The 26,646-nt window shown below is 35.0% G+C and carries 20 protein-coding genes and 1 pseudogene; 13 read left to right on the forward strand and 8 right to left on the reverse strand.

The window, feature by feature from the left end; genetic code table 11:
• Position 1: 1 nt before the first annotated feature.
• Both DEU39_RS19205 and DEU39_RS19210 read right to left on the reverse strand, forming a co-directional pair.
• Positions 2 to 301: a rhodanese-like domain-containing protein gene (locus tag DEU39_RS19205; RefSeq protein WP_047377132.1), complete on the reverse strand. Its 300-nt coding sequence runs from the start codon at positions 299 to 301 to the stop codon at positions 2 to 4.
• A gap of 72 nt (positions 302 to 373) precedes the next feature.
• On the reverse strand, positions 374 to 1,579 hold the full coding sequence (locus DEU39_RS19210) for a porin family protein (protein ID WP_120233016.1): 1,206 nt from the start codon (positions 1,577 to 1,579) through the stop codon (positions 374 to 376).
• Between the two features lie 99 nt (positions 1,580 to 1,678).
• Here DEU39_RS19210 and queG point away from each other — a divergent pair, with 99 nt between their 5' ends.
• The 8 genes from queG (at position 1,679) to DEU39_RS19250 (ending at position 11,189) form a co-directional block, all read left to right on the forward strand.
• The gene (queG, locus tag DEU39_RS19215; RefSeq protein ID WP_120233017.1) at positions 1,679 to 2,617 is read left to right on the forward strand and encodes a tRNA epoxyqueuosine(34) reductase QueG; all 939 of its coding nucleotides are present in this window, start codon (positions 1,679 to 1,681) and stop codon (positions 2,615 to 2,617) included.
• Positions 2,618 to 2,976: 359 nt separating this feature from the next.
• The gene (locus tag DEU39_RS19220) at positions 2,977 to 3,660 is read left to right on the forward strand and encodes a TIGR02117 family protein (RefSeq protein WP_120233018.1); all 684 of its coding nucleotides are present in this window, start codon (positions 2,977 to 2,979) and stop codon (positions 3,658 to 3,660) included.
• A 3-nt stretch (positions 3,661 to 3,663) separates the two neighbouring features.
• The gene (locus tag DEU39_RS19225; RefSeq protein ID WP_120233019.1) at positions 3,664 to 4,311 is read left to right on the forward strand and encodes a murein L,D-transpeptidase catalytic domain-containing protein; all 648 of its coding nucleotides are present in this window, start codon (positions 3,664 to 3,666) and stop codon (positions 4,309 to 4,311) included.
• A gap of 51 nt (positions 4,312 to 4,362) precedes the next feature.
• Positions 4,363 to 4,815: an SRPBCC family protein gene (locus DEU39_RS19230; RefSeq protein WP_120233020.1), complete on the forward strand. Its 453-nt coding sequence runs from the start codon at positions 4,363 to 4,365 to the stop codon at positions 4,813 to 4,815.
• 390 nt (positions 4,816 to 5,205) lie between these two features.
• Positions 5,206 to 5,457, forward strand: a complete 252-nt coding sequence (locus tag DEU39_RS19235; RefSeq protein ID WP_147367622.1) for a hypothetical protein — start codon at positions 5,206 to 5,208, stop codon at positions 5,455 to 5,457.
• A gap of 60 nt (positions 5,458 to 5,517) precedes the next feature.
• Positions 5,518 to 6,606: an efflux RND transporter periplasmic adaptor subunit gene (locus DEU39_RS19240; protein WP_062676351.1), complete on the forward strand. Its 1,089-nt coding sequence runs from the start codon at positions 5,518 to 5,520 to the stop codon at positions 6,604 to 6,606.
• A gap of 28 nt (positions 6,607 to 6,634) precedes the next feature.
• Positions 6,635 to 9,757 carry an efflux RND transporter permease subunit gene (locus DEU39_RS19245; protein ID WP_062676350.1) on the forward strand — a complete coding sequence of 1,041 codons (3,123 nt, stop codon included), beginning with the start codon at positions 6,635 to 6,637 and terminating at the stop codon, positions 9,755 to 9,757.
• Positions 9,738 to 11,189 (forward strand): TolC family protein, encoded by a 1,452-nt coding sequence (locus tag DEU39_RS19250; protein WP_120233022.1) that lies wholly within the window; start codon positions 9,738 to 9,740, stop codon positions 11,187 to 11,189. Before DEU39_RS19245 ends, DEU39_RS19250 begins: the two co-directional genes overlap by 20 nt.
• Positions 11,190 to 11,437: 248 nt before the next feature.
• Here the strand turns inward: DEU39_RS19250 and DEU39_RS19255 are convergent, their stop codons facing one another.
• Positions 11,438 to 11,860 carry a cold shock domain-containing protein gene (locus tag DEU39_RS19255; protein WP_047432903.1) on the reverse strand — a complete coding sequence of 141 codons (423 nt, stop codon included), beginning with the start codon at positions 11,858 to 11,860 and terminating at the stop codon, positions 11,438 to 11,440.
• 685 nt (positions 11,861 to 12,545) lie between these two features.
• Between DEU39_RS19255 and DEU39_RS19260 the strand changes: the two genes are divergently transcribed.
• Positions 12,546 to 13,301, forward strand: coding sequence for an SDR family oxidoreductase (locus tag DEU39_RS19260; RefSeq protein ID WP_120233023.1), 756 nt, complete (start codon positions 12,546 to 12,548; stop codon positions 13,299 to 13,301).
• An 81-nt stretch (positions 13,302 to 13,382) separates the two neighbouring features.
• Here DEU39_RS19260 and lgt read toward each other — a convergent pair whose 3' ends face one another.
• The gene (lgt, locus tag DEU39_RS19265; protein ID WP_120233024.1) at positions 13,383 to 14,219 is read right to left on the reverse strand and encodes a prolipoprotein diacylglyceryl transferase; all 837 of its coding nucleotides are present in this window, start codon (positions 14,217 to 14,219) and stop codon (positions 13,383 to 13,385) included.
• 184 nt (positions 14,220 to 14,403) lie between these two features.
• Here lgt and DEU39_RS19270 point away from each other — a divergent pair, with 184 nt between their 5' ends.
• Complete coding sequence (locus tag DEU39_RS19270; RefSeq protein WP_120233025.1) at positions 14,404 to 15,099, forward strand: VIT family protein; 696 nt, start codon at positions 14,404 to 14,406, stop codon at positions 15,097 to 15,099.
• A gap of 126 nt (positions 15,100 to 15,225) precedes the next feature.
• Here the strand turns inward: DEU39_RS19270 and DEU39_RS19275 are convergent, their stop codons facing one another.
• Positions 15,226 to 16,623 (reverse strand): hypothetical protein, encoded by a 1,398-nt coding sequence (locus tag DEU39_RS19275; RefSeq protein WP_120233026.1) that lies wholly within the window; start codon positions 16,621 to 16,623, stop codon positions 15,226 to 15,228.
• 867 nt (positions 16,624 to 17,490) lie between these two features.
• Between DEU39_RS19275 and DEU39_RS19285 the strand changes: the two genes are divergently transcribed.
• Positions 17,491 to 18,798 carry a hypothetical protein gene (locus tag DEU39_RS19285; RefSeq protein ID WP_147367623.1) on the forward strand — a complete coding sequence of 436 codons (1,308 nt, stop codon included), beginning with the start codon at positions 17,491 to 17,493 and terminating at the stop codon, positions 18,796 to 18,798.
• Positions 18,799 to 19,452: 654 nt separating this feature from the next.
• Here DEU39_RS19285 and DEU39_RS19290 read toward each other — a convergent pair.
• Positions 19,453 to 20,589 (reverse strand): tetratricopeptide repeat protein, encoded by a 1,137-nt coding sequence (locus DEU39_RS19290; protein ID WP_147367624.1) that lies wholly within the window; start codon positions 20,587 to 20,589, stop codon positions 19,453 to 19,455.
• A 1,246-nt stretch (positions 20,590 to 21,835) separates the two neighbouring features.
• On the opposite strand from DEU39_RS19290, the gene DEU39_RS19295 reads away from it, so the two are divergent.
• Positions 21,836 to 23,707 carry a hypothetical protein gene (locus DEU39_RS19295; RefSeq protein ID WP_147367625.1) on the forward strand — a complete coding sequence of 624 codons (1,872 nt, stop codon included), beginning with the start codon at positions 21,836 to 21,838 and terminating at the stop codon, positions 23,705 to 23,707.
• Between the two features lie 139 nt (positions 23,708 to 23,846).
• On the opposite strand, the gene DEU39_RS19300 is transcribed toward DEU39_RS19295, so the two are convergent.
• Positions 23,847 to 24,029 carry a transposase gene (locus DEU39_RS19300; protein ID WP_120233031.1) on the reverse strand — a complete coding sequence of 61 codons (183 nt, stop codon included), beginning with the start codon at positions 24,027 to 24,029 and terminating at the stop codon, positions 23,847 to 23,849.
• 182 nt (positions 24,030 to 24,211) lie between these two features.
• Positions 24,212 to 25,095 (reverse strand): annotated as a pseudogene (locus DEU39_RS19305) (IS1595 family transposase).
• A 1,193-nt stretch (positions 25,096 to 26,288) separates the two neighbouring features.
• Here DEU39_RS19305 and DEU39_RS19310 point away from each other — a divergent pair.
• On the forward strand, positions 26,289 to 26,495 hold the full coding sequence (locus tag DEU39_RS19310; RefSeq protein ID WP_120233032.1) for a hypothetical protein: 207 nt from the start codon (positions 26,289 to 26,291) through the stop codon (positions 26,493 to 26,495).
• The last annotated feature ends 151 nt before the right edge of the window (positions 26,496 to 26,646 follow it).

The following is a 26,646-nucleotide window of genomic DNA, read 5'->3' on the forward strand; positions in this document are numbered from 1 at the left end:
TTTAAAAAGTTCCCTGATTTGCTTCCAGAACAGCCTTCAGCTCAGCCCAGCCTCCGCCGTTATAACCGTCCTTTAATCCTTGAGCGTTAAGATAATCCAATGCTTTTCCGCTTCTGTTTCCGCTTCTGCAGAATAAGATAACAGGCTTTTCAATAGATAGGATCTCATCCTGTCTGTCTTCTACTTCACCTAAAGGAATATTCTTAGCACCATCTATATTACCGTCCATTTCAAGCTCCATTGGCTCACGAACGTCGATTAATTCATAGTTTCCTGATTGTATTACTTCTATTAAAGACATAGTTGTTGGTTTAAACATTAAATTAGAAACGAAATTACGTAATTTTTTTTAAACTTTCTACTGGAGTAATTTTTAGAAAAGTGTATATCCTAATATAACAGATACAGTATTATAGTTTGATTCTAAATAAAAATTATTACGGAATAAATTTCTGGATGTTCCTACTCTGAATTCTGCACTGAACTTATCATTATATTTATATCCAGTCCCAAACACTAAATTATTTCCGGAGATAATTTCTGGTTCTACAGTTCTGTATTTGAATGAAGAGTTGATGTCGAAACTTAAAGTATAAGCAGCATTCACAAATATTTTTGATTTGTCATTTAAAAAGAAATAATGTCTTATACCAATTGGTATTTCTATAAATTTATAGTCAATAGAGGTGTTATAGCTGCTTTGATAATAACTGACGTCATTCTGGACGTTTTCTAAATTACTTTTATAGTAGCTATATGTTGGTTCAACAAATAAAGACCATTTATTTTTATTGAAAGGAAGAACATATTCAAACTCCACTCCGATTCTCAATGAAGTATTTTTTCCAAAATCACTTTTTACATTGCCATTAGTAGAATTAATCTCAAGATTGGAAAAATTAACTCCCGGTCTGATATTGATATGGAAATAGCTTTTCTGTTCATGATTTTTTTTATATTCTATGATCGGGCTTCCTGAGCATTCATTGTATTGAGTGAATAATTTTGTAAGATCTTTGATATTATAAGCAGTATTCTGAATTTGCTCTGTTTTAATATCGCATTTCAGATGTTCAGTAATTTGTTTTTTATAATCTTCATTATATCCTATACTTCCGGTATTGATACGATAAGCTTTGTAAATGAGCTGCTCTGGGTTAGATTTTTCTGAATTATAAAAGAATCTCGCAATATTACCATCTTCATAATAAAGAAGAGCTGCTTTTCCCTCGATGATGTACTTGAGGAATACTGTTTCCTTCTCAAAATCAGGTTCTTTATTATCAGACATTTCATCCAGGTTGGCAGAAGAACGATCAAGCATTACAGTTGCTCTTATAAATTTTTGATCACCATCAATACTGAATTCTTTAACATTATTAATACTTTCCGTCTTAACTTTTGAAGTTTCATCTGTCTTATATTCAAAATTGACAGGATTGTTTTTCCAATCTAAATTTCTGATTAAAACTTCAATTTTTTCACCGGAATTATTGATGAAATATCCTTTTTCAAATTTAATTTGTGCATGATAAGTGCTAACAGCGAGAATTGCTCCTAAAAGACCAATTTTTTTCATGGTTGTTGATGAGTAGTTTAAATATTCGTTTCCTTTAAGGCGGTTATTTTTAAAAACTACAAATTTATAAAATAATCTTAATTTTGCAGGGTGAAATTAATGAATGCTGGTGCCGAAAAATATTCCCAACTCATAAAGTCCAAGGCAAAAAGTTTTGGATTCCAGAGTTGTGGCATTTCCAAAGCTGATTTTCTCGAGGAAGAAGCTCCTCATCTTGAAAAATGGCTGAAGAATAATTACAACGGCGAAATGAAGTATATGGAAAATCATTTCGACAAAAGACTTGATCCGAGACTATTGGTAGAAGGTTCAAAATCTGTGATTTCACTTTCTTACAATTACTTTCCTGAAGAAAAAATTTCAGCGCTGGAGAATTTTAAAATCTCAAAATATGCTTATGCAGAAGACTATCATGAAGTAATCAAAGAAATACTCCGTGAAATGGTTGCAGAGCTGCAGGAAGAAATAGGGGAATTTGGATTTCGTGTCTTTGTAGATTCTGCGCCGGTTTTGGAAAGAGCGTGGGCTAAAAAATCAGGAATAGGCTGGGTAGGGAAAAATGCCAACCTCATTACCAAACAAAGCGGTTCTTTTTATTTTCTGGCCGAAATCATCTGCGATCTGGAGCTGATTCCTGACCACGCCACTACAGATCATTGTGGAAGCTGCAGAAAATGTATCGATGCCTGTCCTACAGATGCCATTGTTTCTGAAAAAATTATAGATGGAAGCCGCTGCATTTCCTATGCAACCATAGAACTCAAAAGCGAAATTCCGGATTATTTTAAAGATAAAATGGAAGACTGGATGTTTGGCTGCGATATCTGTCAGGATGTTTGTCCCTGGAACAGGTTCTCAGCGCCTAACAAACAAAGCCGCTTCCAACCCAATGAAGCGTTGAAAAACTTCAAAAAAGGAGAATGGAAGGAACTTACTCAGGAAATTTTCTCAGAAATCTTTAGAAAGTCTCCCGTAAAACGTACTAAATTTACAGGACTCAAAAGAAATATTGAGTTTTTACAGAAATCTTCTGACTGATTTTTCTCTGAACTTTTGGTGACAATCCCTCTTTTGGAATTTTTTGAAGTTCCAAACCAGAGCTGATGGTCGACCATTCCTTAAATTTTTCGCTTTAAGGAGGTGAAGATTTACATTAATAAGTTTCTTAAAAAGCCTTTCCTATAAAGAAAAATTGATTTTCAGGAGATCAGAATCTCACCGAAAATCAACGTCTTTTTTGTATTCTTTTAGGAGCAGTTTTTACTCTTACTTTAAACCTTTTTTGGGATTTAGTATTTTTACGCATATTTGTGAATATTTCGTAACTAAATATAGCTAATTTTTCGATTAAAACAAATACTTTTACTAAAAATTAAAGATTAAATTTTATTAAAAACATGAATGTGAAAACAATATTTATGTATCTCCTGAAAGTGGTAGGAATTATTTTAGGGATTGTGATTATTTATGTCATCCTTGGGTTGTTGATTCCCTATATTCCTGTTTCCGCAAAAGATGACGGACAAAAGAAAGAGATTCCAATCTACATTTATACCAACGGAGTGCATACCGATATTGTAATGCCTGTGAAAAACGATTTGCAGGACTGGAGCCGGAAAATTCCTTTTGCCAATACAAAATCAAAAAGAACAGACTATCAGTATATAGGGATAGGATGGGGAGATAAAGGTTTTTATCTTGATACACCTACGTGGGCAGACCTGAAATTTTCAACAGCTATAAAAGCTGCATTCTGGCTAAGTGATTCAGCTATGCACTGTACTTATTATAATACGATGAAAGAAGGCGATGACTGTAAAATGATTATGATCAGCAGAAGTCAGTATGAAAATCTGGTGAAATATGTGGAAGATAAATTTGACAGAGATCAGAACGGAAATTTTATGTTGATCCCTACCAATGCTGTTTACGGTGATAACGATGCTTTTTATGATGCAAAAGGGACTTATAGCTTTCTGTATACCTGCAACACCTGGTCAAATAACGCTTTGAAGGCAGCAGGGCAAAAAGCCGCACTTTGGACTCCTTCTGATTTCGGAATCTTTCAGCATTATAAATAAAATATGAAAAAGGTTTTTTGGTTTTTCACCATCTTTTGGATCTGTTCATGTTCTCAGGAAAGGAGAAATAATACAATAAGAACGGTAGAAACATCAGTAGTTGCAGAAAAGAAACCTGAAGCTGATTTTTCTAAATTAAAAATAAAAGCAGAAGAAGCCCTGAAATTCTGTGCTTCAAAGAACCTCAGCAAAGATTTCTGTATTCTCATTGATATGAGCCTTCACTCCGGCGTTAACCGTTTTTTTGTCTGGGATTTTAAGAATAATAAGATTACGAAAAAATATCTGGTAGGGCATGGTTGCGGTTCCAATTCCTGGAGTAAAGATAATTCTAAAGCCAATCCGGGTTTCAGCAATGAAGATGGAAGCCACCTTTCATCTTTAGGAAAGTATAAATTGGAAGGAAGAGGCTACAGCGATTGGGGAATCAATATAAAATACCTTATGCACGGCCTTGAAGAAACCAACAGCAATGCTTTAAAAAGATATATTGTCTTTCATTCCTGGGATCTTATGAGCGATGAGGAAGTGTTTCCTGACGGATCTCCCGAAGGATGGGGCTGCCCGACTGTTTCCAACAATGCCATGAAAGAAATTGATCCGATGATTCAGAAATCGGGAAAACCAGTACTGATGTGGATCTATAATTAAATCTTTGTCATACATTTGTTTCACAACAATCAGATAAACTGATCCGGTCTTATGAAGCATACTCTTTTCCGTGAACAACAGCTCAATTGTGATATAGAAACCGCCTGGAAGTTCTTTTCCTCCGCAAACAATCTTTCAGAAATTACTCCGAAGGATATGGGCTTCGTCGTATTAACGGAAATGGAAGATGATGAAATCTTTGAAGGAATGCTCATCGATTATTATGTTTCTCCACTATTCGGTATCAAAATGAAGTGGCAGACGGAGATCACCCACGTAGATTTTCAGAAAAGTTTCATTGATTTTCAGAAAAAAGGTCCGTACAAACTATGGAACCACTATCATGAATTTATTTCCAATGAAGAAGGCGTATTAATGAAGGATACTATAGACTATGAACTTCCCATGGGATTTTTAGGAGAAATTGTCCACAATCTTTTCGTGAAAAAGAAACTGGAACATATCTTTGATTATCGTTTCAGAATATTGAGTAAACTGTTCTAGATATTCAATAGAAACGGTTTATTATCCTGAGCTTAGATGAAGGGAGCCCGTTTCAAAACGATAACTCAAATTCCACTGGCTTTAGCCGAAACTTTAACGATTCCAATTAGATTCCTACGGAATTACAGACTGCATGAATAGACTTTGCATTCTATTTGTCATTCCGTAGGAATCCCAATACAAATAAATAAGATTATTCATCCATTGTTTAAGTTTTTTTAACAGTTCAATGGCCGGATTTTCCGGTAAAAATTCCTAATTTTGCCAAACTATCGTTTTTTACTTAAAAACTAATGTGTTCTGGTTGACATGGCAAGTCTGAGGTCATTTTTCTTATTCTATATCATACTGGTTTTTTCCCTTTTCAATTCGAATTGGGCGGAAAAATCATTGAGAAATATCCCTCATGTTCCTCCTGTAACCAACATTCATGTTCTGGATGTTTACGAAGAGGCAGATATGAATACGCATGCATTGCCTGCGGCTGTCAAAATTGTAAAACATTCTGTCAAAAAAAACGATACTGCCATTGCAGATTTTTCAGGAATTTTAAAAGCTATTCCCAAAGTTACGCTTCCTGAGATCGCAATTTCTATTATTTGTGGCGTTAAATCTTTTCTCCATCTCCTCCAGCTGTACTAGGTTTAAGTTTCTGAATACCAAATCATTTTTACGGAAATCTTATAACTTAAACATTTAAAAATGTATTTTAAAAACGTAATAATTTGCATTCTTGCAACATTATTCGCTGTGTCATGCAGTAAAGACAAGCAAAAAGACAATCAGAAAGACAAAGAAGTTCCCGTGCTGGAAATCAAGGAAAAAGACACCTTGGTGAGCAACCAGTTTGTTACTGATATCCAGGCTAAAAAAAATGTTGAAATGCGCTCCAGAATCGGAGGTATTATACAGCATATTTATGTAAATGAGGGACAATTTGTCCATCAGGGACAGGCTTTATTTAAAATTAATGATGCCGAACTTCAGATGGAACTCCTGAAAGCAAATGCAGCTTTAAAACAGACTGAAGCAGATGTTCGTATTGCAGAAGTAGAATTGAAGCAGATTCAGAGTCTTCATGCTAAAAAATTTGTTGCAAACAACGAACTGGAAATGGTAAAGGCTAAACTATCTTCTGCAAAAGCAAAACATGCCTTTGCCGATGCAGAAAAGAGAACGGTTCTTCAGAAAATAAGCTTTACAAGAATTACGGCGCCTTTTGATGGAGTAATTGATGTAATTCCCCATAAAGACGGAAGTTTGGTGGAAAATGGAACATTGCTAACCACACTTTCCCAACTGAACGAAGTGTATGCCTATTTCTCCATTCCTGAAAACTTATATTTTGAGCTTTTAGCTAACGATAAAATCGGAAATCATCAAAAAATTGAATTAACGTTACCTAATGGAGTTAATTACCAGTTCAACGGAGCTTTGAAAACAGCAGAAGGGGAAATAGACAGAACCACAGGTTCTATTCGTTATAAAGTGCTTTTCCCGAATCCGGACCGTTTGATCAAACACGGTACTTCCGGGAAGCTTATCATTTCTGAGCAACAGAATAATGCGATCCTTATTCCACAAAAATCTACCTTTTCCATTCAGGATAAAACCTATGTTTTTGTGGTAGATAAACAGAATAAAGTGAAAATGACCAACATTAAGATCGGAACTACTTTAAGAGATTCTTATATGGTAGAAAGCGGGCTTAAAAAAGGAGATTTAATCATTTATGAAGGGACTCAGTCTTTGAAAGATGGTGATATTATCAAAATCAAAAAGAAGTATTAACCTTTCATAATCTTTAAATCAACTAACTATGGTAGAAATGTTTATAAGACGAAAGGTTCTTTCGTTGGTTATTTCCATATTATTTGTATTGCTGGGAATTATGGCGTTGCTGAAAATGCCAATCACCCAGTTTCCCGATATTGTACCGCCTTCAGTAACCGTTACAGCAAAATATACAGGAGCGAATGCCGAAGTGTCTGCCAATGCGGTAGCGCTGCCTTTGGAACGTGCGATCAATGGAGTGCCGGGGATGACGTACATGTCCACGGTAACCTCCAATGACGGTCTTACCCTTATTCAGGTGTTCTTTGAAGTAGGAACAGATCCTGATGTGGCTGCAGTAAACGTTCAGAACAGAGTAACGACTATTCTTGATGAACTTCCCGAAGAGGTAATCAGAGCCGGAGTAACTACTGAAAAAGAGGTGAACAGTATGCTGATGTACCTTAACATCACCAGTGCAGATCCGAGCCAGGATGAACAGTTCATTTATAACTTTACGGATATCAACGTCCTTCAGGAGCTGAAACGTATTGATGGAGTAGGGCGTGCTGAAATTATGGGGCAGAAAGAGTACTCCATGAGAGTATGGCTGGATCCTCAGAAAATGGCAGCTTATAATATTTCAGCAGATGAGGTAATCACTTCCCTGCAAAAACAGAATATTTCCGCTGCTCCTGGAAAAGTAGGTGAAACCTCTGGTAAAACCTCCAGCCAGCTTCAGTATGTAATCAAATATAAGGGAAAGTTTTTTGAGCCTAAGCAATATGAAGAAGTTCCCATCAGATCTGATGTGGATGGAACTATTTTAAAGCTTAAAGACATTGCTAAAGTGGAATTCGGAGCCATGAACTACGGAATGGTTTCCAAAACAGACGGAAGACCTTCTGCGTCGATTATGATGAAACAACGTCCCGGTTCCAATGCTTCCGAAGTGATCGAAAGCGTAAAAGCAAAAATGGAAGAATTAAAAGTTACCTCTTTCCCTCCCGGAATGGAGTATAACATGGCTTATGATGTTTCCCGATTCCTGGATGCTTCCATCAGTGCAGTACTGACAACCCTTATTGAAGCCTTTATTCTGGTAGGAATTGTAGTATTTATCTTCCTTCAGGACTGGCGTTCCACATTAATTCCTGTACTGGCTGTACCGGTAGCATTGGTAGGAACTTTTGCGTTCATGAATATGCTGGATTTCTCTGTGAACCTTTTAACATTGTTTGCATTGGTTCTGGCCATCGGAATTGTGGTTGATAATGCCATTGTCGTCGTTGAAGCCGTTCACGTGAAAATGGAAGAAGGAATGAATGCGATGGATGCCACCATCAGTGCCACTAAAGAAATTGCAGGAGCTGTAGTAGCGATTACGATCGTAATGTCTGCTGTATTTATTCCTGTAGCTTTCCTGGATGGCCCGGTGGGTGTATTTTACCGTCAGTTTTCATTAACGCTGGCCATCAGTATCGTGATTTCTGGGGTGAATGCATTGACACTTACTCCGGCACTTTGTGCTATTATTTTAAAACCTCATGACCACAATAAGAAGAAAACGATCATCGACAGGGCTTTCCAGAGTTTCAATACTGGTTTTGAAAGACTGACAAATGGCTATGTAGGTATTTTATCAAAATTTGCTACAAGAACTACGGTAACTTTCGGACTGCTGTTTTTATTTGTCGGACTTACTTTCGTGACCAGCAAATTCCTGCCGACCGGATTTATTCCAATGGAAGACCAAGGAATGGTGTATGTAAGTGTAACGACTCCACAGGGAGCAACAGTAGAAAGAACAGAAAAAGTACTGGATGAAGTTACCGTTATTGCCAAGAAGATCAAAGGAGTGGAAAACGTGACCACCCTTGCAGGGTACAGCATCGTAACAGAAATTGCAGGTTCTTCTTACGGAATGGCGATGATTAACCTTAAAGACTGGAAAGAAAGGAGTATTTCAGTGAATGATCTGATCTCAGAACTTTCAGACAAAACAAAAAGCATTGCAGATGCGCAGATTGAGATTTTTGCACCACCAACGGTTCCGGGGTTCGGTAATACCAGCGGTTTTGAATTGCGTCTTCTGGACAGAACCGGAGGAACGATTGAAAATACAGATAAGATCACGAAGGATTTTGTTAAGAAATTAAACGAAGCTCCTGAACTGCAGAACAACTTTACCAGCTTTGATGCTACTTTCCCGCAATACATGATCAATGTAGATTATGATATGGCAGCAAAGAAAGGAGTATCGGTAGACAACGCCATGTCTACCCTACAGACCATGTTAGGATCTTATTATGCCACGAATTTTATCCGTTTCAGTCAGATGTATAAAGTAATGGTCCAGGCGAGTCCGGAACACAGAGATACCCCGGAAAGCATTCTGAATTTATATCTAAAAAATGATAAAGGTGAAATGGTTCCTTTCTCAACTTTCATCACTATCGAGAAGGTATACGGCCCTGAAGTACTGACAAGGTACAATATGTATATGTCTGCGATGATCAACGGAGAGCCCGCGGACGGTTACAGTTCCGGAGATGCCATTGAAGCGGTAGAACGTGTAGCCAAAGAAACCCTGCCAAGAGGATTCGATATTGAATGGTCGGGGATGACAAGAGAAGAAATCTTATCAGGCAACCAAACCGTTTATATCTTCGCGATCTGTCTTTTATTTGTGTATCTTTTATTAGCAGCACAATATGAAAGCTTCCTTCTTCCGATGCCTGTATTATTAAGTCTTCCGACAGGAATTTTCGGATCTTACATTGCATTGGTGGCTGCAGGGCTGGATAATAATATTTATGCACAGGTAGCATTAGTCATGCTGATCGGTCTTCTGGCAAAAAATGCCATCCTGATCGTAGAATTTGCGGTAGCAAGAAACAAACAGGGATTTGATATTGTTCCGGCAGCTATTGAAGGTGCAAGGCAACGTCTGAGGCCGATTCTGATGACTTCTTTTGCATTTGTAGCAGGGCTTATTCCTCTATGTATTGCATCAGGAGCCGGAGCCATCGGTAACCGTTCTATCGGTACGGCAGCAGCAGGAGGAATGCTGATAGGAACGATCTTCGGACTGGTCGTGATTCCGGGACTGTATATATTCTTTGCAAAACTTGAAAATAAGAAGAAAGATGAAAAGATTAAATCATAGAAATATATTGTATGGAATAGCGTCACTGAGCCTGGTTTCGTGTGCTGTTCCCAAAGTAACTGAGTTGAAAAAAGCTCAGGAATTACCTAAAGAGATTCTTAAAGCTGATAAAAATAAATCTCCGGATGAATTCCAGCAGATCAACCTGAAAGCATATTTTACAGATCCAAACCTGCTTGAACTTTTCGATAAAGTAGTTCAGGCTAATCCTGATTTTCAGATTGCCCAGCAAAGAGTGGAGATTGCCAACAGTTTCCTTCAAAGGTCAAAGATGGATCTATTGCCATCTCTTGAAGTGGGAGTACAGGCTTCCGGTGACCACTACGGAAAATATACAATGGAAGGCGTTGGAAACTATGATACCAATCTTTCCCCTAATATTACGGAAAATCAGAAAATTAACCGGGATTTTACTCCAAATTACTGGCTGGGAGCAAGAAGCAGCTGGGAAATTGACGCCTGGGGAAAGCTGAAAAATAAAAAGATTGCTGCTCAGAAGAAATATCTTGCTTCAACGGAAGGATTGAGGTTGCTGCAAGTAGAGCTTTTCACGGATATTGCGAATCTCTATTATCAGCTGGTTGCTTTAGATAACCGTCTTGCGATTTATCAGAAAAACTATAAACTTCAGCAAAGAGCCTTTGAAATTGTTCTGGCTCAGCGTGAAGTGGGAAAAGCCACGGAATTGGCAGTTCAGCAGTTCAAAGCTCAGAATAACAACTGGCTGGCAGAGATTGAACATATCAGAGTAGAAATTGTTACGGTAGAACAGGCAATCACTACTTTAACAGGAAGCTACGGTGGAGAGGTAAAACGCGGAAAAATACTGATGCCTACCAATATGGAAGTCTTGAATAAAACCATTAATGTAGAAAATGTGATTCATTCCAGACCGGATGTTGCTGCCAATTATTATGTTCTGGAAGCTTCTCAGGCTGATGCGAAGGCAGCAAGAGCTGCTTTTTATCCTAAAATTGATCTGGGAGCAGGTTTCGGACTGAATTCTTTTTCTGTGGAAACGTTTTTCAAACCAAGTTCCCTTGCCGGGCAGCTGTTGGGAGGATTAATGGTTCCTGTTTTCAATAAAGGGCAGCTGAAATATGAATTTAAGGTAGCCAGCAAAGAGCAGGAAATCGCTTTTTTAAACTATCAGAAAAGTATCACAACAGCTTTTAATGAACTTCAGTCGATTCTGAAACAGACCAAGATCTATGAACGTGTTCTGAAACTGAAATCGGAAGAAGTAGGTTTCCTTGATCGTGGTGTTGAGGTTTCCAACGATCTGTATCTCACAGGATATGCTAATTATTTTGAACTGATCAATTCTCAGAAGAGCAAATTAACTGCTGAACTGGACCTGCTGCAGTTTCAGCATCAGAATACCAGAAATAACGTCCTGCTGTTTAAAGCACTGGGAGGGAAACTGGATTAATTTTTACTTTTTTTACGATGAAGGAAGCTGTCTCTTTAGGCAGCTTCTTTTATATTTTATAGGATCCTACGGATTCCCGTAATGATAATTGAAATAATTCCAGGATCTTGCATACAATCTAACTTTTATAAGTTGAGTTAACTTTTTTTATATGTCCCTAAAAAAAGAGACTGTCCCAGCGGGCAGTCTCTTTGTGTATGGTTTAAAATGAATCTGCTTTCAGGGCAGAAACACTTTATAAGTACATATTATTTAACAAGCTGAATTTCAACAGCAGAAAATCCTTTAGGAGATTTCTCTTTTTCAAAAGATACCTTATTTCCTTTTTTCACCGGCTCTGCACAGTTGTTATTGTGGAAGAAAATGTTTTCTTTGGAATTATCTTCCGTAATGAAGCCATATCCTTTTTCGCTCAGGAAAGTAACAATTCCTGTTTTTCTTGGATCTTCCTCAATGATAGGTGCAGCACCCAATTGAATGTCATCAAGATTTACTTCCTGTCTTTGTTCAGGTGGAGTAGATGTTAATCTTCCGAATTCGTCTACATACATGAAGACATCTTCTGCTCCTTTGTTGTTGTTCGTTTTACGTTCTTCGCGTCTTAGCGCCTTTTCTTTTTGCTTTTGAATTTTTTTCTTGAAATTTTCCTTTTTAGAAAAAGAATCTGCCATAAATTATTTTTAGTATTTAGTTTCTATAAATTAATGAGTTCAAACTGGTCTGTTAGACCCCTATAAAGCCTGGCTATGTTTTCTGTCCTGGATAATCCCAATCATACAGAGCTTTAAAATTCCGACAAGTATTGTTCTTTAATAGAAGAATAAAAGTTAAAAAGATGGCTGCTCAAAAGGCAAAGACTGAATAAAAAATATTCGGGTCGTTACAGAAAACAAAGTAAAGACTTGGTTTATAATATGCAAATATACAACAATAAAATGAATAATCAGGATTTAAATGATTGATTATCAGAAATGGTTTTAAGTGACACTTTATATCTGTAGGAAGAGTATAAAGTAAGTTGTGATAATTGTATAAAAAAATCCTCAGAAACCTGAGGATTATAAAAAAATATATTAAAAATGAAGTGGTGGTGCGTGATACGGGAGGAAGGTATCAAATGTTATGCCTAAAATTGATGCGTGTTTGTGAATTATACAAAAGTGTTTAACAGAAATGACATGTGCCAAAGCGTATCTGGTTGGTAAATAACATTCTATTAAAAACTATTGTTTACATAAAATAATAAACATTTTTCTTTTGGTTTAAAAATAATAAATAGAAATTCCCGAAAATTTCACCATGTTGAGGCGGTTTTTATTATTGATCTTTGTCTCATTAACATTTAAATATAAAAACATGTCAACACAAAATGTACAAGGAAAAGTTGTTTTAATTGCCGGAGGAGGTAAAAATTTAGGAGGACTCTTAAGCAGAGATTTTGCATCCAAGGGGGCAAAGCTGGCCATCCATTACAACAGCGAAAGTTCAAAAGCCGAAAGCGAAAAAACACTGGCTGAAGTGCAGGCTTTAGGAGCTGAAGCATTTTTATTTCAGGGAGATCTTACCAAAGTAGATCATATCACGAAGTTTTTTGACGAAACTATTTCCCGCTTCGGAGGAATTGATATTGCAATCAATACTGTAGGGATGGTACTTAAAAAGCCATTTTCAGAAACTACAGAAGCTGAATATGATACCATGTTCAATGTCAATTCAAAGTCTGCGTATTTCTTTATGCAGGAAGCGGGTAAAAAGCTAAACGATCACGGAAAAATCTGTACCATTGTTACTTCATTGCTGGCAGCTTATACCGGATTATATTCTACATATGCAGGAGCAAAAGCACCGGTAGAACATTTTACAAGAGCGGCCTCAAAAGAATTCGGGGCAAGAGGTATCTCTGTAACGGCAGTAGCGCCAGGTCCTATGGATACTCCTTTTTTCTACGGACAGGAAACCGACGATGCGGTAGCGTATCATAAATCAGCATCCGCATTGGGAGGTCTTACCGATATTAAAGACATCGCTCCGCTGGTAGAATTCCTGGTAACAGAAGGCTGGTGGATTACCGGGCAGACCATATTTGCTAACGGTGGATACACAACAAGATAGCATATTGTAAAATCTATTCAAAAAAAAACTCACTGAAAAACAGCTTTCAGTGAGTTTTTTATGGTAAAAGAAATAAGAAAATTAAGTGGTTTCAATCTTTCTTTTCTCCAATATACTTTTGATGATAAAGAATAATCCAAGAAGAACAAACGGAATACTCAGTAGCTGTCCCATATTCAAAATCATTCCGTGCTCAAATTCTACCTGATCCACCTTGATAAACTCAATCAGGATTCTCATAATGAAGATCAGCAGAATACTGATTCCAAAATAAAATCCTTTTCCGATCTTAAAAATATTCTTCTTATAAGTAAAATACACCGCAAGGAAAATAATAAAATAAGAGATGGCCTCATAAAGCTGGGCCGGATGTCTCGGAAGATCATCCACCTGACGGAAGATAAAAGCCCATGGAACATCAGTAGGAACTCCTATAATTTCAGAATTCATAAGATTGGCCAGCCTGATGAAGGTACCACCCAGCGGAAGTACAATCGCTATGGCATCCAGAACCGTCATGAACGGGATAGAATATTTTCTTGCATAGATGAGAAGCATAATTACCAGACCAATGCCGCCGCCATGACTGGCAAGACCTGCAAATCCCGTAAAATGATAGACACCATCCGGCCCTTTCTGAATCGGTAAAAATATTTCAAGCGGATGCTGTGAATAATAATCAAAATCGTAAAAAAGGCAGTGTCCCAGTCTTGCACCTACCAGAATTCCGATCAGGGCATAGGAGAATAAAGCCTCATGTGCCTGAGTGCTGAGACCTTCTTTTTTATAAATTATTTTTAAAATATTGAGTGATAAAACAAGTCCCGCAAGGAATAATAATCCGTAATATTTTATGGGAAGTCCTAAGATATTGACGATTTCGGGATTAATATCCCAGTTGATGTATAATAAATTCATTGCCGCAAAGATAAGAAAATAGGATTTTCTGAACAGAATGGTGATGCTTTATAACGGTATATTTTGATTTATAGCGTATTACATACTGTCACGGAAGAAAACCATCCCTATAAGAATGAATATAATTTAAAATGATTCTTGATGAAATATTGGGTAACTTTAACCTACCACCAAAATAAAAGTTATGCATCATCCACTGGAGAAACATTATGTAAACAGAGTAGGCTGGCTTCGTGCAGCGGTATTGGGCGCGAATGACGGTTTGTTATCTACTACAAGTATCGTTATAGGAGTTGCGGCTGCAGAGCCGGAGCGTCATATCATTATTCTTGCTGCATTAGCAGGGATGATTGCCGGGGCAATGTCTATGGCAGCGGGTGAATATGTTTCTGTAAGTTCTCAGGAGGATACAGAAAAAGCAGATTTACTCCGTGAAAAACGCGAGCTTGAAGAAATGCCCGAAATAGAACTCAGAGAATTGGCCAAAGTATATGAAAAAAGAGGTTGTACTAAAGAAACAGCCATGCAGGTAGCTATTGAACTTACAGAGCACGATGCTTTGGGAGCACATGCCCGTGATGAACTCGGAATTAATGAAATAACGCAGGCTAAACCTTTGGTAGCAGCAATGGCTTCATTCGGCTCATTTGCGGTGGGAGCCTTATTGCCATTTTTGGTGTCTCTTTTGGCTCCTCTTAAAGAAATGGTGTATTTCCAATATGGCTTTTCAATTATATTTTTAATGCTTTTAGGGGCAATCTCTGCCAGAGCAGGAGGTTCCAGTATTAAAATAGCTGTATTGAGGATTTGTTTCTGGGGAACCGTGGCGATGGGAATTACAGCATTTGTGGGGCATATTTTTGGAGTCAATGTAACGTAAAGACTAAAAACAGATTATTTAAATAAAAGTATGACCACCTGTGTTTTGCAAGTGGTCTTTTTCTATTTGTGTTGATAGAATTTTGCCTGAAAAGGTAAATGGGAACTTTTACCTTTTTTCAATGGATTAATCAATACGAACGACGTTGATTGTAAACGGAGCTATAATATTGGTTGAATTGGGTGTTGATCCGAAAGTAAGTGCCTGAAATGAAAGAACCTGACCTGCATTCATTTTTAGTAATGTAGTATTTGTGCACGTAACAAATGAGGGTGCTCCGGATGCTTCAGGCAGGGAAACTTTAGTATTGGTAAATGACTGCTGAATCCCGTTCAGACTAATCTGGGCATATCCTAAATACCCGTCTCCACCATCTTCTGTTGCTCCTCTTTGAGGATAATTAATTACAAAATCAACCTTATATAATCCTGTTGCAGAAGCAGTAAAAGTATTACCCGTCATTTCACTGAGATTATCAAAAGTTTTTGCTGATGTTGCTGTATTTACAAAAGTATTGTTTGTTGTAATGACTACTATTCCGGTACCTCTTGCAGCGCTGATGCTTGATGAGTTTTGTAATTGTACAACACCTGTACTGTTCACGGTTAAGCTTCCCGCAGTTCCTGAAGAAGTCTGTAACCCTTCCAGTCTTATTGGGTTCGTAGCATTAATGTGGAGTTTATTGGTTGCTGAAGATGCTCCGATTCCTACATTTCCTGATATGGGATTGATTCTCATTCTTTCAATCAAACCGCCTCCGGTAGAATTTCCAATGTAAAAATCTTCTTCCGAACCATTGGTGAGTGTTGAACCCGTTCTTACAGATCCTAATGCCCAGTTTCCGCCTCCTGAAGAAGGTCCGTTATTGGTAAAACCAAGCAATGAAAAATTTCCTGTGGCCAAAGCAGAAGTGTTTCTTAAAGTAACAATTCCGTATTGGTTGGCTCCTGCAGTAGCATCAATCAGATTGTATCGGTTTGAAACTGGAGTGGTGGACACTACATGGAATCTTGTTTCAGGAGAGCTTGTTCCCAATCCGACTCTGTGATTGGCTCCATCTACAGAGAATGTAGTCCCGTCAATAGAGAAGCCATTGTTGGCGGTGGTTGTAAATGTCAGAGTATTGGAATTTTGAGTCACAACTCTGTTACCTGAAAGACTTCCGTCTGTATTGTAAAGATTCATGGCAAAAGGAACCCATTGAAATCCGGTAAAATAATAATATCCGATGCTGTCAATGCTGCCAACTTCTGCTATACTCGGCGTCGTACCGGTGGGTGAAGTAACGTCTGTGATATAAACAATAGCCCCTTTCTGATCAATACCATAAGTTCCGAAGTCTTTTGATGCTAATTGTTGCTTGGAAACTCTGGGAGGAAGAATACCATCCCTCATATTGGTGTTTGTACTTCCTACAACATCTAAAGTTGCCTGTGGATTAGCGGTATTAATCCCTACCTGTGCATGTGTAATTACGATTGTACTGCATAACGTGATCAGAGAATAAAAACGTTTAATTTTCATATTTAAGTTTATTTTAGTTTTTATTTTTTCGGTGTTTGTATTTTAAAATAAATGATTTTAATAAAAAATGATGAACTAAGCCACAAATTTATTTTTATTTTAGGTCTTATGATTACGTATAAATACTGCATTGTATGAAAAAATGCCAGCTGAAGTAGTTTTTTTTGTAAGGATGGCGTGTATTCGTGTTGGAATATGAGCTTTCAGTTCCCGAACATCCTTCGTTAATATTCACACTCCGGGAACTGTTAATGAAGTATCAGTATATTATATTTGTAACCCACCTTCAAGCTTTCCGTGAAAATACAGAAGTAATGGTGAGCGGCAAGGTTAGAAAATCAAAAATACAACCTGATATAGCAGGATATACTTATTATGAATTAGAAATAGGAGAATTTAAATTTTAACCAGCTTTATGTTAATAACTTGTTTTTATAAAAGTCTTATTGCTGTTTACTGTTTCTTTTTGGGCTTCTCTTAAAAAATGGTGTATTTAAAGTATGGATTTTCAATTATATTTTTAATGTTTTTAGGGATAGTTTCTGGCAGAGTCGGTGGTTCCGGTATTACAATAGCCGTATTGAGGATTTGTTTCTGGGGAATTGTGCGATGGGAATTACAGCTTTAGGAGGAAAGCTTTTTGGAGTAAATGTAACATAAATTTTTACTAGGATATGGTTAATTGTTAGTAAATCATTAATTGTTGAAATATTTAAATATGAAGGTTTTTGTCTTTTGATTTACAGGTGTTTATGTGTAGTGATGTATGTTTGATGTACTATTGTTGTATATATGATGTATTGGTAATTTTAATTTAAACATTGATTTGTGCTTAATTTTGTTTATGAATCGTTTAAAACCAATTTTATGAGAAAAAAATTATTACCCTTGGCTTTATTATTTACTTTTTGTAAAATGTACTCACAAGTAGGTGTTAACACCACCACTCCTGCTGCTACATTAGATATTACTGCCAAGAATGCTACAGGTGCTTCTACCAATGTGGATGGTGTTTTGATTACCCGGGTAGATCGGCAGAGAGTTCAGAGTATGACTGGAGTTCCTGTTTCAACCTTAGTGTATGTAAACAGCGTAGCCACAGGAACACAAACGGGAACGGCGGTTAATATTAATACCGTTGGTTATTACTATTATGATGGGACAGCATGGGTGAAACTTCATAATCCTACCAATTCAATAGCTGCTAATATTTACAATTCGGATGGTGCCCTTACCGGAAACCGTATCGTTTCGCAGGCAGGTAATACATTGGCATTTACAGGAACGGCTACCAATGCTTTTTCAGTAGATAACAGTACGCTTTCAGTAGATGCTGCCAATGACCGCGTTGGAGTAGGAACAACCACTCCTGATACAAAACTTACCGTGAGTACTCCTGACAATAGTTTTGGTTTGAACCATACCAATGGTACGATCAATCTGAAAACGTATATAGGAGGTGGGGCTGCTTATATAGGAACCACTACGGCTCATAACCTGAATGTGATGACTAATAATGCAATCAAAATGACTGTTACTCCTATAGGTACTGTGGGGGTTAATACATCTTCTCCAAGCGCAGTGCTTGATATCATGAGTAAAGGGACTACTAATGCGACTAAGGCCCTGGAGATTAATGACAGTACGAATAAAGAATTAGTGGGGGTGCAAGATGACGGATCTGTTCGTCTTGAAAATTACAAAAATATCGAGGTATTAGGAACTGATGCTAACGGTTTTCTGGTAGATGGAAGTAATCTGAATATTCCTTCTATTTTTACGATAGGTTTAGCTAATTTATCTGCTAATCAGGCAGCAAATAATTTTTATACAGTAGCATTTACGATTAGTAAAAATAATGCCGCCAATATAACCTATAGTAGTGGCAATTTTACCATAAATAAAGCAGGATATTATAATTTTTCAGTTTTTGTAAAATATGATATCTCCATGAACTCCCCAACAGGAGGATCTGCTAGAACAGACCTCGTTAGAAACGGTGCTACGTTTTCATATAATCTTTCGGGGCATGGGGATGGGACAGCAGATATAGGACATAATCTGGCAGGAACACAGTTTTTTAATGTTGGTGATGTTGTTAGAGTTACAGCATATTATACCAGAACTTTTAGAATACTTCAGGGATCAATGACTATTGTGTATTATGGTACTTAATGCATTTAGGGGCGGAAAATCCCAATGATGATAAAGCTTAAGTGATAAACCTCTGAAAATCAAATAATTTCAGGGGTTTGTGTTTTCTTGATACAGGGCTTTTTGTGATTCTAAGAAACCAATACTTCTTTACAGTTTGTTTTTAGAGGAATCTGAAATGCCTTCAGTATATTTATTTTACATGTTTTTTACAAGGTTGTAAAATTTAATAGATGGTAGAATAAAATAAAACCTCTGAAAAATTTTCAGAGGTTTCTTGTACCCATAACCGAAGAAATATCGAAACATTTAATCGAAGATTTAGAAAGAATTTCTCAAATTTCAGAAATTTTATGATCCTGTCTTGTGACCAAGACAAGCGTATCTTCAAACACTTTTACCGATGATCTGGTTGGATTGAGCCAAATTAAACAAGAACTGAAAAAACTCATTTTATAAAGTAATTTTCTTTAAAATAAAAACTTCTTGCAATTTAATTTTAAGAATTTAAATCGGACAAACTAGACAAAGCTAGTATTCAATTGACTTTTGTAAATGCTATTCATAGCTTAATTAAATGTCCAAAAAATATTCTTTAATAAATCCCAGATAGATAGCAAATTAATAAGGAGGCAGATTATTTAATTATCTGTTCATTATATTAGTACAATTGCATTAGCTCTTAGTTTCCGATTCATTCAGTCTATTAACAACAATTTTTTTACTTTTAAAAATTTTTATAGTGAAATATACTGATATTGAAATTACAAAAAAGATGATGATGAAAAATATTAACATTCGTTTCTTTTGCTCATTTTCATTTTCGTAATCTACTGTCTCTACTATAAGTTTTGAGGCTTCCTCTATACTTTTTTGTTTAATAATTTTTTCGTTCTCTTCTGCTTTTATATATTTTTGCAAATATTCGCTTTGTTTTATTAGATTACTAAATGAATAATACAATTTAGAAACCCTACTATATCCTTGGTTTAGTTCAGGCCCCCTAATTTTAAATTTTTCCATTATTTCAATAGATTGTAAAAAATGATCTAATGATCTTTTTTTATCTTTATTATAATAGTATTCACCTAGTCCAAAATGACAAATATAAAGTGTTTTTTTGTTGTGTTTTTCACAAAGTTTACAGGACTCTTCTAGCGAGATCTTTGCTTCTTTGTCATTTTTGTTTTCGATAGCAATCATTGCGTAGTTAAAATAATAATCAATATAAGCCTCATTTAGACTATCCTTTGGAATGCTGAAAAGAGTTTGTTTTTCTTTATTGGTGTAATATGAAATTGAATCTTTATTACTCATCAAGGAGTGTACTGCTAGTAATTTCTGGTAAGCAGAAAGAATATTAGTTTTTTTTTGGATTGTATTTCGAGATTCTTTTTTTGCTAAATTTAACGATTTATGATAGTTTTTAACAGCTTTTTGATATAAATTCAATTCTAAAAATATGTATCCTTGTGTAATATAAAATCCTGCAAGTAAATTATAATTACCTTTAGGGCATATTTTTATACCTTCCTGAGAAAATTGAAGAGCCCTTTCATAAAAACCTAAACTTACACAAACTGGTGCTAAAGTAAAATAAGCTTCTGCAACTAAAGTTTTGTTTTTTGTGTTTTTTGCTAAGCTTAGTGCTTCTAACCCTTTTTTAAAAGCTTGGATATCTTCATAATTATTGAAATACTCTTTAGATTTTTCTATTGTATATTTCGCTAATTTTTCTTTTTTAATTTGAGCAGATGAAAGAGTGGATAACATCAGCAAAAAACAAAAAAATAAAACTTTACATATTTTCATTACACCTTGTTTAGTTATTATTCAATTTTAATTTTGCCCCTAAATTAGTATCTTTTTTGACTGGATTAACCTCTCAATAAACCCTCTTTTTTGTAAAATATCTATGTTTTATAATTAAAATCGTTTTGAAATTGTTGTGTCAGGATATGTTTATTTTCCCACTCTATCCTTATAGACTGTTTTAAATTAATTTTGTAAAATACATTCATCTTATCTATTGACGTAAGATGTCAGCCTCAAAATTCAATAAAAGTTTCTCATAATTGGTACTTTGTCCAATGGGCGAATATTTGGAGCACTTAATATCATTGATGAATATAATAGATAGTTATTGACCAACCTAGCTTTCTATTCAATCCGAAGTATAGTTAAAAGAATTAATCACATACAGACCTAAACTCAAACACATATGAACTAATATTGTCCTGAGTTTCTATCCAAGATTTTGTGGAATTCTGTAGGGATAATGATATTGAACTGCAGTATATAAAGTCGGGAAAGGCTCTCCAATATATATATTGATCAGTTAAACCATACACATACGTATCTGTTTGCTTATTGAATAGAAGTAAATGCGACTGCTTACAAGTTATAATAGTAATATTAAAGAGGATAAAGTTTTTGAGGCTAATTTGAGGGGTGGGCTAAGGTGGGTGATTGCAGGGTTTTCTTTTACTTTGCAAACTGAAAATTACAGGATTTCTATCAGGATAAACAATTAAGAATTAGATGATTCTAAAAACACTACAAATGATTACAAATGATAATTGCTACTTAACTTATAGTTATTTTATATTATAATTTTTTAATCTGATTAATTTCCTGTAATTATCTTCTAATCATAAATATTGAGTTTTTTTTAATATCGGGAAGATTTTTAGTAAAGTATAGTTAAGATTAATATTTTGATTTTAAACCTATGGACACTTTACTTTGAGACACTTGGCATCTTAAAAATACGAAGTATTAAAATTAATTGGACTAAATGTGAAATTTTTTACATTCATTTGACTTTTTTATATATGTCTTCTATATTATATTGAGATTAATATAGAAGGCTTTTCTGTAATTGCAGGATAAGTTAATGAAATTAAAATTATCTATTAATTTGTGGTGATAATTAGATATTATTACTTGTAAAATAAATAATCAATATAATTTACGATGACAATATTTAATAAATGTAATGTAAAAACTAGTAACTGTAATTAATAAAAGCAAATTAAATAAAAAACATTAACTACGAATGAAAAAATTAAAAAAAGTTTTTATACTTGCTTGTATAATAACATTTGTAATGGGAAATGCTCAAAATGCAGGTTCCGTTGGCATTAACACTGAAGCTCCTGACGGTTCTGCGGCTTTGGATATTGTGTCTCCAAATTCAGATAGAGGAATATTAATTCCTAGACTTACTTCCGGTCAGAAAGATTCTATTAGAAATCCTGCAAATGGGCTTATGATATACAATATTTCTGTTCCTTGTTTACAAATAAATAATGGAACACCTAACTCTCCTAGATGGGATTGTATGCAATCCTCTGCTGTTAATAATTTAGACTGTGGAGGAGTTATTAATGAAGGAGATATTATTGAGCAAATGCCTGTGGTTGACGCAAATTCTGTTTTGCCATACAAAAGAGGAGATGGAAGTGCTTATTTGGGGCAAAGTGTTAGCTCTATAGGTGTATTAGGTTTAACAGCCACCTTAGCTCCGGATAATTTTCTAAATGGAGACGGTCAGTTAATCTTTAATATTACCGGTACAGCACTTACTAGTGGAGTTGCTATTTTCCCAATCAATATAGCGGGGCAATCTTGTCTAATTGTTAGAGAAGTTCGAGCAAACATAGGAACGCTTACGGGGTTAAACTGTAGTAGCATTATTAATAATGGAACTTTGATACAAGGTGCAACATATAGTTCCACTTCCGGGGTGAGTTTCGTTATTCCTTATACTGGCGGGAATGGAATGGCATTCAATAAATATTCTGTAACATCTAATGGAGTTGCCGGTTTAACAGCAACATTAGAGGCTGGAAATTTTGCCACAGGTTCTGGCAATTTAACGTTTAAAATTACTGGAACACCTATCAGCTCTGGTACGGCAAGTTTTGTCATTAATATTGGTGGGTATTCTTGTACAATTAACCGTACAATAGGCCCTGCAGCTGGTGCAATAACAGGAACATTAAATTGTGGTACTGCAACAAATAATGGTACTCTTACCCAAAATGTATCAGCTTCGGGGGTAAGCTCTTACATTACCTATACTGGTGGAAATGGAGGCAGCCACAGCGGCCAGCAAGTAAACTCTACAGGTGTTACCGGTTTAAAGGCAACATTGGTTGCGGGTAATTTTGCCAATGGCTCTGGTAGTTTAACTTATACCATTTCAGGTACACCTTCTGCTTCTGGTACTGCAAGTTTTGCCATTAATATTGGTGGAAAGTCTTGTACCTTTTCCCGTACAGTAAATACTCCGGCAGGTACTATATCTTCCTTAAACTGTAGTAATATAACACAAAATGGTAAAATAACCCGAGGATTAAGTGCAACGGGTATTAGTTTTACCATCCCATATTCTGGCGGAAACGGATATAGCTACAGTAGCCAGACAGTAAACTCTACAGGTGTTACCGGTTTAAAGGCAACATTAGCTGCAGGTAATTTTGTGAATGGTTCTGGTAGTTTAACTTATACCATTTCAGGTACACCTTCTGCTTCTGGTACTGCAAGTTTTGCCATTAATATTGGTGGAAAGTCTTGTACCATTAATTATCTGGTATATGAACCTGGTACGAATATAATTTATTTATATTGCAGTGGACAAGAAACTGATGGAAAAATATCTTATTCAAGTGCAGGTTATGTTTGTAAGACAACTATTCCATATTCTGGTGGGGATGGAACTACTTATCCTGATCAGTATGTTCAATCCACAGGAGTAACAGGAGTAACGGGCAGACTTTTATCGGGTACATATCAAGGAGCTGGTTTAATCAATATAGTCTATTATGGAAAACCAAACACTAATTCCCCAGGAACAGCAACGTTCACCTTTAATATAGGAGGAAAACCATGTACAATAAATGTTCCAGTGATTTTATATAATTAGTTTAGAATAAAAGTAATATAATTGTAAGTCTTACCTTCAGATGTATTTTTTTTTAGAATGATATATCTGAAGGTTTTTGTATTTTTAAAGTTAATATCTCAATTTTGTATAGTTTTGGAGCAAGCACATAAGTTGGAGATTATGTAAAAAGTTTAGCTAACATTAACTGAAAGAATTCTTTGTTTTTCACGCCTCTGACTTGCATCCTGAGATTTTTGATTTTAGTATTTAATGATTCTGCTGTTATATTAGTACTTCTTGTAATAAAGATGTTTAAAATATTTTTATAATGGTTCATTATTATTTTGTTAAATGTAGTCATTTTATCTATCGGAGTAATATATCAGCTCCAAAATTCAAGAAAATTTTCTCTAAAACTCAGAAAATTTTTAATGAGGCTGTTTTATCTCTACACTTTTGTCACGGTTATAAATGAAATTTTTTTCTGATTAATGATTAAGTGTCCCAGTGTTTCAGACAAATTAAAACTATTGACTTATCCTTTTAAGCAATAATTGTTTTGTAAAAATGTGGATTTGTATTAACCATTCTCTTTATTAGATTATCAAAAATATTTCCTTTCATAAAACTTCTGTTGAATCGAAAAGTGTATTCATTGATGTAGTTCTGCAAATCTCCAACATGATAATGTAGTCCTCTGAGCCAAGATTTGAAGTTCATAATCACCCGATGAAGTTCTGGGAAGTTTTCGCCTTTTTTGCCAGATTTTAGGTGTTTCATATTTTGAAATTATTTATCCAGCAGTTTGTAGTCCGTCCATTCATCGGTTGTTATTTTAGCTTCTTTTGTAATGGTGGAACGCATACTCCTAAATTTTCCGCATTCGCTCTATCTATAACCTTTGCATAAAAACGACTTCCCCCTTTCTTTTTCTTTTCTATAGCCACTACTACAAGTTTTTTGTTTCCCTTTTTCCTGCCTTTGTAGTTTTCATCTGAGCCACCAATAAATGTTTCATCTACTTCCACAACGCCTTCCAGAAGAAAACTGCCACTTTCCATCGCCTTCATTACTTTGCGCTTAAATAGCCAACATACTTTTTGCTTCAAGCCTAGTTTTCTTGATAATTCGCTACTGCTAATCCCTTTTTTATTCGTACTGATGAAATAAACAGCATAGAATGCCTTTAGCAAAGTAAATTTCACCCTATGAAAGAGTGTTCCTGCGGTGGGAGATTCTAAATAATTACATCGGGTACATTGCCTGTCAAACTCTTTAATTCCTTTGCAGTAATGAGTGTGTCTACGTTTTTACATAAAACCCGAATCCCATTTTAAAGCAGAAAGGTACTCTAAACAATCCTTATCGCTAGAGAATTGGGTTTGAAATTCAAACAAACTAAGCTCAATGTCTTTATTGCCTATCATTTTGTTACTAATTATATCCTAAAGATAGATTTTTTTTATATTTATTAAAGGGATAAGTCAATAAAACTATTACATTTAAGTTTGTTAAACATTATGAAAATAGCAAATTTTCATAAAACCAAATTAAAAATATTCTTGTAAAGAATATGATTCAGAGAAGATGTTTTGGATGTATATCTGTTCACCTTTTGAATAATATTTAATGCAATTACTTACAAGTGTTAGGTTACTTGCAAGATTAATTATTAAAGAGATGGGATTTAGGGCTAATTTGAGGGGTGATCTGAGGCGGATGATTGTAGAGTTTTCTTTTCCTTTGCAAAGTTAAAATTGCAGGAAATATATATCAGATAAGTAATAAGAATTAAATGATTCTAAAAAACTATAAATGATACAGCTGATAATTGTGATTTAACCTAAGATTATTTTATAAAAATTCCACTCTGGTTAATTTCCTGTAATTATTTATACTTGGAATAATAAACTTACTGAAAAATGTTGAATGTTTTTAAGCCATAAAAAATAGGAAATGAACTACAGTTAAGATTAATCATTTTTATTTTTGAACGTAAGACGAACTTACCTCAATACTCTTAATGTCTCAAAAATAAAATTTTAAATAAGTCAAAATTACTTGGATTAAAATCGAATTTTTCATATTCATTTGACTTTTTTTATGTGTCTTCAATATTCTGCTAAGCAGAATATTGAAGTTTTTTTGATATAGATAGAAGGAAAAATTGATATTTAGTTTAATTTGATGATTTTTAATACTCTATGTTTTTTTTTGGGGTGTATTTTGAGGGGTGCTTTTTTGAAGTAAAATTCAAATTAGTTGTTCCTTTGTATTATTCTTCGTCATTAAAAGTAACAGATTTATTACAATTTGGCTTTTTGATTGAAAATTTATGTCTAAAACAATATAGTCAATTTACAGACGGCTAAACAATTTATATTTAACCTTTCAGAAAGATAGTATTTTCTTAGTGATTGAAAAATATAAATAATAGATTTTTAGGTACTTGAATTTTTTTGACCATAGAGTTTCCATGCTTAATGTATTGATTTAGAAGTCTGACAGCATGAGGTTTTGCTGTAAGTTATTTAACTAGGTAAAGCATACAAGTGAGATAGTAAAATGCTCACCGCGAACCACTGATTATTTTAATATTTTACAGATAGTTGCATAAAAAATGAAAAATTTAAATATACAAACATTGGTAGGCAAATCCAAAACGGATATTATGGCTGAATTGGGTTTTGAGTTTAATCATTTTCCAGCAAAGGAATGGACTTATCATATATCTACTAATAAATTAGGTTTTAAAACAATTTTAAAAATTGTTTTTGAAAATGACAAAGTAAAAACGGCAACTAAGTATTTGAAATATAAAAAATAATTTATTTGAATAGAGTCCTTCTAAAGAAGTAAATGAAAATATAAAAACTGATAGCTTTTCCACAAAACTAAGAATTAGTTCTACTCAATTAGTCTGCCCTAGGATGATTGTTTATTTTAAACATTATCAAGTTTTATATTAAAGACATTTT

This window comes from Chryseobacterium sp. AG363 (assembly GCF_003610675.1).
GTDB lineage: Bacteria > Bacteroidota > Bacteroidia > Flavobacteriales > Weeksellaceae > Chryseobacterium > Chryseobacterium cucumeris.

Excerpts from the sequence above, each read along its gene's own strand:
- DEU39_RS19205 (WP_047377132.1), bottom strand. The coding sequence starts at position 301 with ATGTCTTTAATAGAAGTAATACAATCAGGAAACTATGAATTAATCGAC.
- DEU39_RS19210 (WP_120233016.1), bottom strand. The coding sequence starts at position 1,579 with ATGAAAAAAATTGGTCTTTTAGGAGCAATTCTCGCTGTTAGCACTTAT.
- queG (WP_120233017.1), top strand. The coding sequence starts at position 1,679 with ATGAATGCTGGTGCCGAAAAATATTCCCAACTCATAAAGTCCAAGGCA.
- DEU39_RS19220 (WP_120233018.1), top strand. The coding sequence starts at position 2,977 with ATGAATGTGAAAACAATATTTATGTATCTCCTGAAAGTGGTAGGAATT.
- DEU39_RS19225 (WP_120233019.1), top strand. The coding sequence starts at position 3,664 with ATGAAAAAGGTTTTTTGGTTTTTCACCATCTTTTGGATCTGTTCATGT.
- DEU39_RS19230 (WP_120233020.1), top strand. The coding sequence starts at position 4,363 with ATGAAGCATACTCTTTTCCGTGAACAACAGCTCAATTGTGATATAGAA.
- DEU39_RS19240 (WP_062676351.1), top strand. The coding sequence starts at position 5,518 with ATGTATTTTAAAAACGTAATAATTTGCATTCTTGCAACATTATTCGCT.
- DEU39_RS19245 (WP_062676350.1), top strand. The coding sequence starts at position 6,635 with ATGGTAGAAATGTTTATAAGACGAAAGGTTCTTTCGTTGGTTATTTCC.
- DEU39_RS19250 (WP_120233022.1), top strand. The coding sequence starts at position 9,738 with ATGAAAAGATTAAATCATAGAAATATATTGTATGGAATAGCGTCACTG.
- DEU39_RS19255 (WP_047432903.1), bottom strand. The coding sequence starts at position 11,860 with ATGGCAGATTCTTTTTCTAAAAAGGAAAATTTCAAGAAAAAAATTCAA.
- DEU39_RS19260 (WP_120233023.1), top strand. The coding sequence starts at position 12,546 with ATGTCAACACAAAATGTACAAGGAAAAGTTGTTTTAATTGCCGGAGGA.
- lgt (WP_120233024.1), bottom strand. The coding sequence starts at position 14,219 with ATGAATTTATTATACATCAACTGGGATATTAATCCCGAAATCGTCAAT.
- DEU39_RS19270 (WP_120233025.1), top strand. The coding sequence starts at position 14,404 with ATGCATCATCCACTGGAGAAACATTATGTAAACAGAGTAGGCTGGCTT.
- DEU39_RS19275 (WP_120233026.1), bottom strand. The coding sequence starts at position 16,623 with ATGAAAATTAAACGTTTTTATTCTCTGATCACGTTATGCAGTACAATC.
- DEU39_RS19285 (WP_147367623.1), top strand. The coding sequence starts at position 17,491 with ATGAGAAAAAAATTATTACCCTTGGCTTTATTATTTACTTTTTGTAAA.
- DEU39_RS19290 (WP_147367624.1), bottom strand. The coding sequence starts at position 20,589 with ATGAAAATATGTAAAGTTTTATTTTTTTGTTTTTTGCTGATGTTATCC.
- DEU39_RS19295 (WP_147367625.1), top strand. The coding sequence starts at position 21,836 with ATGAAAAAATTAAAAAAAGTTTTTATACTTGCTTGTATAATAACATTT.
- DEU39_RS19300 (WP_120233031.1), bottom strand. The coding sequence starts at position 24,029 with ATGACTACATTTAACAAAATAATAATGAACCATTATAAAAATATTTTA.
- DEU39_RS19310 (WP_120233032.1), top strand. The coding sequence starts at position 26,289 with ATGAAAAATTTAAATATACAAACATTGGTAGGCAAATCCAAAACGGAT.